This window comes from Romboutsia sp. 1001713B170207_170306_H8 (assembly GCF_015550495.1).
Taxonomy (GTDB): domain Bacteria; phylum Bacillota; class Clostridia; order Peptostreptococcales; family Peptostreptococcaceae; genus Romboutsia_E.
This window is the reverse complement of sequence record NZ_JADNAX010000016.1, coordinates 22810-34548: the sequence shown is the minus strand read 5'-3', so window position 1 is coordinate 34548 and position 11739 is coordinate 22810. Positions and strand designations below refer to the sequence as shown.

At 27.5% G+C, this 11739-nt stretch carries 10 protein-coding genes and 1 rRNA gene; 2 read left to right on the top strand and 9 right to left on the bottom strand.

Features of this window, described 5'->3' with window-relative positions; genetic code table 11:
* Together I2A66_RS16030 and I2A66_RS16025 are read right to left on the bottom strand one after the other, a co-directional pair.
* Positions 1-245: ribosomal RNA gene (locus I2A66_RS16030) — 16S ribosomal RNA — on the bottom strand; the annotation flags it as partial.
* Between the two features lie 620 nt (positions 246-865).
* The gene (locus I2A66_RS16025; RefSeq protein WP_122641241.1) at positions 866-1459 is read right to left on the bottom strand and encodes a precorrin-2 dehydrogenase/sirohydrochlorin ferrochelatase family protein; all 594 of its coding nucleotides are present in this window, start codon (positions 1457-1459) and stop codon (positions 866-868) included.
* Between the two features lie 396 nt (positions 1460-1855).
* Here I2A66_RS16025 and I2A66_RS16020 point away from each other — a divergent pair, with 396 nt between their 5' ends.
* A complete protein-coding gene (locus I2A66_RS16020; RefSeq protein WP_195251995.1) occupies positions 1856-3121 on the top strand; it encodes a conjugated bile salt MFS transporter in 1266 nt (421 codons plus the stop codon).
* 49 nt (positions 3122-3170) lie between these two features.
* On the opposite strand, the gene I2A66_RS16015 is transcribed toward I2A66_RS16020, so the two are convergent.
* Positions 3171-3632, bottom strand: coding sequence for an AIM24 family protein (locus tag I2A66_RS16015; protein WP_195251994.1), 462 nt, complete (start codon positions 3630-3632; stop codon positions 3171-3173).
* Between the two features lie 173 nt (positions 3633-3805).
* Between I2A66_RS16015 and I2A66_RS16010 the strand changes: the two genes are divergently transcribed.
* Positions 3806-4432, top strand: coding sequence for a hypothetical protein (locus I2A66_RS16010; RefSeq protein ID WP_122641238.1), 627 nt, complete (start codon positions 3806-3808; stop codon positions 4430-4432).
* Positions 4433-4545: 113 nt separating this feature from the next.
* Here the strand turns inward: I2A66_RS16010 and I2A66_RS16005 are convergent, their stop codons facing one another.
* The 6 genes from I2A66_RS16005 to hemB form a co-directional block, all read right to left on the bottom strand.
* Complete coding sequence (locus tag I2A66_RS16005; RefSeq protein ID WP_243113423.1) at positions 4546-5082, bottom strand: L,D-transpeptidase; 537 nt, start codon at positions 5080-5082, stop codon at positions 4546-4548.
* Positions 5083-5203: 121 nt separating this feature from the next.
* Positions 5204-6628, bottom strand: a complete 1425-nt coding sequence (locus tag I2A66_RS16000) for a potassium/proton antiporter (protein ID WP_122641237.1) — start codon at positions 6626-6628, stop codon at positions 5204-5206.
* A 157-nt stretch (positions 6629-6785) separates the two neighbouring features.
* Positions 6786-8873, bottom strand: a complete 2088-nt coding sequence (locus I2A66_RS15995; protein ID WP_195251993.1) for a molybdopterin oxidoreductase family protein — start codon at positions 8871-8873, stop codon at positions 6786-6788.
* 32 nt (positions 8874-8905) lie between these two features.
* Positions 8906-9808 carry a TDT family transporter gene (locus I2A66_RS15990; RefSeq protein ID WP_330615496.1) on the bottom strand — a complete coding sequence of 301 codons (903 nt, stop codon included), beginning with the start codon at positions 9806-9808 and terminating at the stop codon, positions 8906-8908.
* Positions 9809-10120: 312 nt separating this feature from the next.
* Positions 10121-10546: an N-acetyltransferase gene (locus I2A66_RS15985; RefSeq protein WP_147516844.1), complete on the bottom strand. Its 426-nt coding sequence runs from the start codon at positions 10544-10546 to the stop codon at positions 10121-10123.
* 193 nt (positions 10547-10739) lie between these two features.
* Positions 10740-11711, bottom strand: a complete 972-nt coding sequence (hemB, locus tag I2A66_RS15980) for a porphobilinogen synthase (RefSeq protein ID WP_195251992.1) — start codon at positions 11709-11711, stop codon at positions 10740-10742.
* Positions 11712-11739: the final 28 nt, after the last annotated feature.

Genomic DNA, 11739 nt, shown 5'->3' with positions numbered 1-11739 from the left:
TTACCAACTAGCTAATCAGACGCGGGTCCATCCTATACCGCCGGAGCTTTGATATTTCTACCATGCGATAAAAATATGTTATCTCGTATTAGCGTACCTTTCGGTACGTTATCCGTGTGTATAGGGCAGGTTACCCACGCGTTACTCACCCGTCCGCCGCTCACTTCCGAAGAAGTTCGCTCGACTTGCATGTGTTAGGCACGCCGCCAGCGTTCATCCTGAGCCAGGATCAAACTCTCAAATAAAAGTTGTCCATTGCTCAGCTAATCATTATCTGAATATCTGGCTTGGTTGTTTGTGTTTAATTCTTAAATAAGAATTAGTTATATAAATTAACCTACTGTTTAATTTTCAAAGTTCATTGTTTCGACTTATTAATCTTAACAAGTTATTTAAATCTTGTCAACACTTTCTTTCACTTTTTTCGTCCGTATCTCTTGGACAAGTAATACTTTACCACCATAAGTAATATTGGTCAATACTTTTTTTAAAGTTTTTTAATATTATTTTTTTTATAGTCTTTAAGCTAATATTTCACTCTAATATTTATGGATTTTAAATCACAAAAAACTATATACAAAAATTTATTAATTGTAATTATATTGTCTTACTATTTAATCAAAACACCTTACTTTTATTAATATAACGTAAAAAAAATAGACTGCATTTATACAGCCTATGTCTAAGGGGTTTATTGCTAATTGGGTTTATAAAGGAAATTTTATATTGTGAACATTTTCGTTTACACAAATTAAAAATAATGTCGATTCCTACTGTCTATTTCATCGTATTTTTGTCACTTCTTGTTGACTATATGTATATATTAGTTTATTTCTTTATGTATGTCTATAATATAAATTATTTTTTATATATATTTTTTACTTTCTACCTTTAACTCTTCAAAACTTAAATAAACTAAATTTTTTATTAACTTTCTTCTTATATATATATCATCATATTTTTTTATTATATTATTTCTTACTAATCCAAGTAATTTTATATAATCCTCGTAACTATCATCATATTGCTCTTCTAATTCTGACTTTATCTTTTTAGATAGAGATGGACTCTTTCCTCCTGTAGATACACTCAATAGTAAATCACCTCTTTTTATATAAGAAGGTACAATATAATTAGATAATTCTATATTATCAACTACATTTACAAGTTTATTGTGTTCATTACAGTACTTACCTATCTCATAGTTAACGTCTTTATTATTTGTAGCTGCTACAACAATCGAACTATCTTGTATATATTCTTCTTTATATACATCTCTTATTAACTCAACTTTACCTTCTTTTTCTAGTGTACAAAACTTCTCTAAAAATTTTGGTGAAATAACTTTTATCTTATTTCCAAATTCAATAAAGTTATTACACTTTCTATAAGCAATTTCCCCACCACCAATTACTATTATTTTAAATTTATCTATTTTCAAATTAATCGGGTAAAACATTATTTTCTCCTCTCTACACAATTATTTATATACTTACAAGAATTATATCAAAAAGAAAAAGTATATATAAAATATAAATATATTTTAGTTCAATATTTTATTTTATAATTATTTTAAATTAAAATTTTTTTAAATTCCAATATTTTATTTCTTTTTATAGAGTCAAGTTTTTTCAATGCATTCAATGTTTTTTTATGTATTTTTTGCCAACTTTTCTGTTGATAACGTTTTCTATGGTGGCATTTTTCGACATTTTTAGTTTGCATTTTTATTAACATGATGATACTATACTCTTTACTGCGAGTTCACAAGAGTATTTTTGTTATTATTTGTCGGTTTATTTATTTCTTGTGATTATCGCCTGACAATTTTATACTTAAAAAGGAGATAGTTTCAATGAGCAATTCAAAAAAGAAATTTGCTGCTGGTTGGAAAGTTGTTATAGCATGTATGCTTATACAAGCTATACCTTATGGTGTAATAGCTAACTTACAACCTCAATTTATGTACTATGTTGTTTCTGACCAAACGTTAGGATTCACTATGGCAAGCTTCTCTCTAATATTTACAATAGGGACATTAGTTTCTGCTATAGGTTCACCAATAGTTGGTGGTTTATTTAAAAAAATAAGTCTTAAACCTTTATATATAGCTGGTGCTATATTAGGTTGTGGTGGATTTGCTGCCTTCTCAATGGCAACAGCTCCATGGCAATATTATTTAATAGCAGGTGTTATGCAAGTTGGTGCTGCTATAATATCAGCATTAGGTATACCTCTATTAATAAACGCTTGGTTCGATGAAGCAAGTAAAGGTAAAGCATTATCTACAGCTATGGCTGGTGGTGCTATAGGTAATATATTCTTACAAGGTTCTTCAGTTGCCCTAATCAAGGCTGTTGGATTTAAACAAGCTTACTTAATATTTGGTCTTGTTGGTTTAGTTGTTGCTTTACCAATAATATTATTCATGTTAAGAATGCCAAAAGATTCTTCTGAAGTTGTAAGAAGTAAAGATGCTAAAGAAGAAAATAACGAAGAAAGCTTAAGCTGGGGATACACTGTTGCAGAAGCTATGAAAACTAAAGGATTTAAATTCCTTGCTGGAGGATTCTTCTTCGTTGGTATATATGTTGCTGCATTATCGGTACAATATCCTGCTTACTTACATCTAAATCATGATGTGAACACAGGTATAATAGGATCTGTATTCGCTATATGTTCTCTTGCAGGTACTATAGTTGGTGGTAACCTATTTGATAAATTAGGACCATTTAAAACCGTAGCAATAGCTGGAGTAATAGTTCTTATATCAAACTTATCATTAATATTTGCAATAGATGTAACTCCTCTTGCTTACGTATTCGCAGTAGCTAAAGGTTTATCTATATTTGCATATACAATGGGACCAGCTTTACTTGTTGGTAAATTATTTGGAAATAAAGAATATGCTGGTGTGCTAGGTATGGTTCAATTGGTGTTCGGTATCGGATTCGCTGCAGGTTCATCAATATTCGGTTTAGTTGTTGATAAAATGGGATACGGTGTTGCTTGGTGGTCAATAGTAGTTGCTGTTATATTAGCTTATGCTGGTATATTAAGCGCTATAAGAGTTATGGATAAATTAAATAAAGATAATCAATCTGAAAGAGTGGCTGCTTAATTGTATAAAAAAAGGACTTTGTTAACTTAACAAAGTTCTTTTTATACATTTACCTTTTTTGATGTGGTGTTGAATTATTCATAGAATTATTACTACTTACAAAACTATGAATCATCATTTTTTGATATATAGGTTGAGTTGGAGCAATCCACACTTTCCCTTGACCAGAAAATGTATTTAGAAATCCTTCACCATTTATCGCAGAACCAAATAAACTCTTATCTGATTTAGTAACTGAAAAATTCACACCACTAGTTCTAGCTATCGCAAAGTTTCCATCTACTTTTAATACTTCATCTTCATTTATATCACATTCTATAATTTCTTCTTTAGGTACATCACATTCTAAAATAACTACACCAGTTCCTGATATTTGAACTTGAAAAAATCCTTCACGACCTAATATAGTTGAAGATATATTTCTTTGTGCAATTCCTTTAACCTCAATTTCTTCTGAACAACAATAAAACATACCTTTATCTACTATAATACTTTCATTTTTTAATTCCATAATTATTATATCCAATTGCTTATAAATATATTAAACTAGATATTTATTTTCTATATTTAAAGTATTTTGAATTTAACTTTTTCTATAGGTTATTATATTAGTATCAAGATTTTCCTTTCATAATTTGAATTAACGTGATATATTTCTAGTATGTTACTTTTAGGAGGATTAATATGAATTTTATAACAAAAGAAGAATTATTGCAGAAAGATTTAGTATCTAAATTTTCTGTAGTAGATGGAAATTTAATAATAGAAGAAGGTTCTGAGTTTAAATCTAACTTTGAAACTGGAGATATCGTAACTTATAAATCAGATTCTAAAAAAATTGGTGTTGTATCTTTTATAGATGAAGACGAATTGACTATAAATTGGAATAATAGTTCAGAAACTACTGAAACTATTTCTGACTTACTAATTGTTCCTCCTACAATAGGATTATGCTTAATAAAAAATAGTAACCTTGTAGAACTATGGGAGGAATTATCTAATGGAAAAAGTGAAAGCTTTGACTTAAAGTGTATTTACTTAAAGGATCAAGTAATAAATGAAGTTCCTTTTATTAAAGCATTTAAGAACACAAATACCCTTGTTGATAAAAAATTCAAAAGAGGATTTACACTTTATAGAAAATTTGGTAATAACCAAATTTTCAGAACAAATTTATACACTATTTGTAATGATAAAATAAAATTAGATAATTCAAGATTTGTTTATTACTTATTAGAAGATCATGTAGTTTATTATTTAGGCATTGATTTAGATACTAATGATTTAGGTGTTTATTTATTTAATAGATAATAAGTTAAACTAAAATAGCTTAAAATTCAATCAGATTGGATTTTAAGCTATTTTCATCTTGTCAACTATCATTTATGTGTAAATAATATTTAATCTCTTTGTTTCAGCTTCTATCAGTTAATAACTACAGTTGTATCTATAGGTATATTGTCATAAATCCATTTTGCATTATTCGTATCTAACCTTATACATCCATGACTTATAGCAACACCTAACCTATCATCATATATTTCTCCAGTGTTTATATCATATAATATAGAATGGTAATAGTATTCACCAATTATATTTACTGCATATTTTACAAAAACTCTACTTCCTTCTGATGTTATAGCATCATATTTTACCCCTATAGAAAAAACGCCTTTTATTGTAGGTGTTGATGGTTTTCCTACTGTACAACTCCATTTATATAATAATTCCCATACATCATCTTCTCTTTCATATACATAAGTCATTCTTTCTTTAATTGATGTAACTAACAAGTAATTAGTCAAACTTTTAATTTTATTATCATTCACAAACTCAGTCATATTTATATTAAATTTATTGTAATTTAATATACGATTATATTTTATACTATCTTTATTTTTATAATGATTAGATATTCTACTATGATCAACTTCTAACATATTTTCTTTTTTAGATAGCATAATATCCTCCTAATAAATTAGTAATTAAAAATTATATTCTAACCTGCCATATTTTATATTTAAAATGATTAAATATCCATAAATATTCTTTAGTCAATATAATCTATAATTAATATTATATTTATAAACTTTTTTCATTAAAGTTTACTATATCTTCGCCTGTGAGAATTAATATATCACCATTTTGGATAATTGTAGAACCCTTAGGTAGTATAGTATCTCCTTTTCTCTTTATCATAATTATCAAAATATCATCTCCTATCTCTGCATCTGATATAGATTTATTTACACATGTATTTTTCTCAGTTATAGCTACTTCTATTATTTTTTTATCAATATCACCAGAATAATCATTGAACGTTTTTAGTACCCTAGTGTTCTCATCTACTAAATCTAGTTTTTTTGCAATCTTAGGTAATAGTGTGCCTTGAATAGCTACAGATAATAGTGCTACAGAAAAGACAACATGAAATATATCACTCTTTATAAAAACACCATAAGTTATAGCATATATAGCAAAAACTATCGATGCTGCTCCCCTTAATCCGACCCAAGAAATAAATATCTTTTCCTTTAGTGAATATTTAAATTTATGAAGTACTATAAATGTAGCTAATGGCCTTGCTATAAAAATCATAAAAATTGAAATTGGTATTGATATTCTAATTATATTAATTAATTTTGAAGGGAATGATAAAAGTCCTAATATGAAAAATAAAGCAATTTGCATTATCCATGAAATACAATCTAAAAATTTAAATAAACTTTTCTTATATGGTATTTTACTATTTCCAATAATTATCCCACACATATATACACTTAAATATCCATTTCCTCCTATGTATTCACTTAATGCATAAGATAATATTGCTATGGCCGTTATGAAAATAGCATAAAATCCTTTTATCTCAAAGTTTAGTTTTTTAATTAAATATATAGATACTTTTGCTAATAAAATACCTACTACTATACCAAATATTATTTGTTTTATTAAAAGTATAGTTAAATTAGATAAACTTCCATTTTCCATTAAAGTAAGTATTGCTAATGTAAGCATATATGCAAAAGGATCATTGCTACCGCTTTCTACTTCTAATAAAGAAGCTAAAGAACCTTCTAGGTTTAACTTTTGAGAACGAAGTATTGCAAACACTGAAGCAGCATCAGTAGAAGCAACTATTGATCCTATAAGCAAACCTTCTAATAAAGTTGTTCCTAGTATCCAATGAGTGAATAAACCAGTAAGAATTGCTGTTATTAGTACACCTAAAGTTGACATTAATATGGAAGGCATAGCTGATGGTTTTGCCATGTTCCAATTCGTTCCAAAACCACCGTAAAACATTATCAGTACCAATGCTATTGAGGATAACTCCTTAGTTAATCTATAATCTGAAAAGTAAATCCCTACAATCCCATCCGATCCAAATAACATACCTAATATAATAAAAACTAATAATATAGGAACTCCAAATTTATATAGTAATTTACTAGAGGTTATAGATATTAATAAAACAAATCCACTTATAATCATCAATTCTATCATAAGATATTTCCTCCTATTCTATAAAATACTTTGATATTTAACTTAATATAATTTATTTTATTATAGAGGATATAAAATTGTTCAATTGATAATTAAGCAAAAATCTCTCCTTATTTGTACCAAATATAAAGAGAGATTTTTATAGTAGAATTAAGTATTATTTTTTTAATATTTTTATTGCTACAGTTTTAAATGATGGCTCTTTTGAAAAAGGATCATAAACACTAGGTGTTAATGAATTTGTTTCTATATAATGTATAGGAGCATATAATTGATCTTCTTTTACCATATCATTTATCTTTACATCAAATTTAGCTCTTGAATTATTTATAGATTCAATAATTACATTTTCATTTTCATTTATCTTTAACTTTGATGCTAACTTAGGATTCATATATACATATGCTTTTTCAGGCCATGTCTTTAACTTATCAGGTATTTCTCTAGTTCTTATACTTGTATGCCATTGACCTACACTTCCTCTTCCTGAGTTAAGTATATATGGAAATTCATCATACTGTGCTACGGGATTTTTTGATATATCGCCAAATAAAAACTTAACCTTTTTTGATGGGGTATAGTATTCACCATTTTCATAAAGTCTTCTTTCATCTTCTTCAAGTGCTTCACTTTCTCTAAATGGCCATTGAATTCCTCCCGAACCAGTTCTATCTTCACCTTCTAATAGCTCATAAGTAATACCAGTTATATCACATGGCATTCCCTTTGAACATTTTTTAAGTAATTCAAAGGTATCTTTCGGTGTCTTCCAATTATCTAATAATTTGCCCATCCCTAATGCTTTACCTATATTAAATATTATCTCATAATCAGTTAATTCATCTTCTTCCTTCGGTATAACCGGATTGACTTTGGATACTCTTCTCTCTAGGTTTATTAGAGTCCCTTCTTTTTTAATAATTGGTACAGATGGCAAAAATAGGTAACTTAACTTTGATGTATGTGTATCTGCATATATATCTTGAACAACTAAAAATTCAAGATTTTCAGCAGCCTTTTTAAACTCTGAGTTATTAGTCCATGAATGTCTAGGATTTGTTCCTATTACCCATAAACCTTTTATCTCACCAGCTATAGCTTTTTCAACTATTACATTGTATGGTATAGTCGCTTTTGTAGCTAATAAACTTTCATTTACTTCTAATGCCTTTGATACGGCTTTTCTTCTTAATATATCATCAAAATCTCCTCCACCAAATAATCCAGTAGTATTACTAAACGCCCTTGATCCCATGGCATTACTTTGTCCGGTTAAAGAATTAGCACCTGTTCCTGGTCGTCCTATATTTCCAGTCATTACAGCCAGGTTTATTATCGCTTGTGCCGTTCGAACGCCTTCATAGCTCTGATTTACCCCCATTGTCCACCAAAAAGATACTCTTTTTCCATCATGTATAGTTTTTGCAAGATTTAATATTCGCTCTTTTGATATACCTATTTTTTCAAAAGAATTTTCTGGAGTAAATTTACTTACATGATTTTTAAACTCTTCAAACCCTTCTGAATACTGTTTAATATACTCCTTATCTATCCAATTATTTTCTATTAATACATTAGCTAATGTATATAATAATGTTAAATCTCCTTTTGGTTTAATATCAATCCATTCATCAGCATACTTAGCTGTTTCAGACTTTCTAGGATCAATTACTATAATCTTAGCATCCTTATTTTTTCTTACGCGCGCCCAAAAAACAGGGTGCGCTATAGCTGGATTTGAACCAATAAAAATTATAGTATCTGAAAGTTCTGCATCTTTTAATGTATAAGGTGGGGCATCAAATCCAAAACTTTGTTTGTGAGCTACTACAGAAGTTGCCATACATTGTCTTGTATTTCCATCTCCAGGTATTTTCATAAAGTTTCTAGCTACATGTCCAAGTAAGGCTATTTCTTCAGTAGTGATTTGTCCTGTACTTATAAATGCAACGCTTTCTGTTCCATATTTTGATTGAATATCACTCATTTTTTTTGCAAATAATTCAAATGCTTCATCCCATTCTATCTCATTTCTATTACCACTTTCATCTCTTAATAATGGTTTTTTTGTAACTTCACCTTTAATCTGCTCTTTATCTAAATTTAAACCTTTTATACAAGCAAGACCTTTGTTGACAGGATAGTTTTTAGTTGGAGAAACTTTAGTAATTTTATTATCTTCAACGTAAAAATCAAGATTACATCCTATAGAACATATATTACAAGTTGATTGAATTTTTTTCATATATTTACATCTCCACTTTTTTTAAGTAATATTTAATCTTCCTTAAAATTATTTCTCAACATTGTCATAAAATTAAATATAACAAATGTAATTATTCCAGTTGTAATAAAAATTTGTATTCCTGAAATCTCTTTTATTATTACTGATAAAATTTTATATCCTTGTTTATCTAAAAAACCTGAAATTTTTACTGATGCTACTATGCCTATAGGCATTGGGAATGTTAATCCTGCAAATCCAGGAGAAAACTTATATTCAAAAAATTTAGGTAGTTTATATAAAACAAAAGCCAAGGATAGCAATACTACAATATATAATAAATATAACAATGTATTATTTGGATTTCTAATAATATTAATATAACTTACTACACATAAGCTTGATGGTGCTAATACTATAGCTTGTGTATGATATGCGTCATCTTTTATTTCATATTTAAGTAGCCTATATATCATAAAAGGCATTATTATAAATAAAATCGTAATTCCGTAATACACAATTATCTTGCTTATCATAGGTTCATTCATACTAATTCCAACAACTGTGGATACCATTATTCCGTTATATGTAACAAACCAGCTTGGTATAAAGGTAAGTATATTAAATTTTTTTATAACATTTCTATAAGTAAATACAATTATGTGTAGTGCATGTAGTATAATTCCAATAAACCAAATATATTTTCCCAATACTATATTAAACTCAAATATATAACTTCCTATTATCATAATTAGCATTGTTATACCTGCGTATAAACTTGCTAGTATTGTATTAGAATATTCATTACTTACAATATTAATATTTGTTGCTATTTTTAATAAGTAAAGAAACAAAACTATTATTGATACAGCTATACTTATATGTATTACCCATGAAAATCCTAATAATAAATATATATTAGACAATGTACATAATCCTACAAATGTAGGTACAATCCCTATTGGTATTTTACTTAGCCTTTTTTTAAACTCTCCATTTATGTTTTTATCTCCTCCTTAGAACTAGTTTTATGGTTTACTATATTATGAGTAATTTTAGGATTAAACATAATTTGCTATTTTAAATAAATTTATGCTATTTTAATATACCTCAGTTAATATTTAATTTGTCTCTAATATATTCTGCAAAATACAAAAAAATATAGTGTTTTTTAATTATATATAGGTGTATTGAATACACTAAACTTTATAAATTTACGTAATAAAAAATGACCTATAAATATGTCATTCAAACTTAAAACTCATATATTATAATTTTTCCATCATATATTCTTTATATCCTGAATCTTCATTTACTTCTTCTTTAATTATTTTAAAACCTCTATTAATATAAAATTCTACAGATTTTTTATTATCTTTATATACTGATAAATTTAATTTTTTATATTTATTAACTATATAATTTATTAAGCTCTTACCTATACCATTGCCTTGAGCATCTATATCAACAAATAGTGATCCTATAAATGCCTTATCGATTACACTTATAAATCCCTTTATATCTCCTTGATCTTCATATACAAAAGTTTCTGATATAGGTATATATTCATTTTTTACAGTATTATAATTACCTTCCCAATATTCTTTAGATATAAAATCATGTGCTTTTATAGTGCTTTTTATCCATATATCCATTATTTTATCTATATCTTTATTTTCCATATTTCTTATCATATCAATTATCTCCTCCTAAAAACACTCTCTGTATTTAATATTATTATCTATTGTTAGTAGACACTAAGTAATCAACACATATAAATATACCATGATAATTTTATTAAAATAAAAAAGATATTAGTAATTTACTAATATCTTTTTTATTTTAATGTTGTATATTATTATTCATTAATAAAGTTTTTCCATTAACTTATCCTCTTATTAGTTTTGCTAAATCTTTAGCAAAGTAAGTAATTATTATATCAGCCCCAGCTCTCTTAATAGACATCACTGATTCATAAATAGCACCTTCTGCTAAAATACCATTCTTAACAGCAGACTTAAGCATTGCATACTCACCACTAACATTATATGCTGCAAGTGGTAAATCGAAATTATCTTTAACTCTTCTTATAACATCTAAATATGAAAGTGCCGGCTTAACCATAAGAATATCCGCACCTTCTAAAACATCTAACTCAGCTTCAATAAGTGCCTCATTAGAATTAGCTGGATCCATCTGGTAAGTCTTTCTATCACCAAAACTAGGAGCAGAATTAGCAGCTTCTCTAAATGGTCCATAGAAAGTTGATGCATACTTAACACTATATGCCATAATGCCTATATTCTCAAAACCAGCTTCATCTAGACCTTCTCTAAGTACACCAATTCTACCATCCATCATATCAGAAGGAGCAACCATATCCGCACCAGCTTTAGCGTGACTAACTGCAATCTTAGTTAAGTACTCTAGAGTAACATCATTTTTTACATATCCATTTTCATTTAAGATTCCACAATGACCATGGCTAGTGTACTCACACATACAGACATCAGTAATAACATTAATCTCACTGTCAATTTCTTTTATCTTTATAATAGCTCTTTGAATTATTCCATTATCATTATAAGCTTCACTACCACAAGCATCTTTTTCATGATCATGAGGTATACCAAATAATATTACATGTTCAATTCCTAAGTCTTTTATTTCTTTTATCTCATCTTCTAACATATCTAAAGAAAAATGATATACATCTGGTAAAGATGAAATTTCATTTTTTATCCCTTCACCCTCTACTATAAATAAAGGATAAATTAAATCTTCTACATTTAGCTTTGTTTCTCTCACTAAATTTCTTATAGCTTTATTTGCCCTTAATCTTCTAGGTCTTCTTAACATAATATTCCCTCCAAAAGTAATTACAATT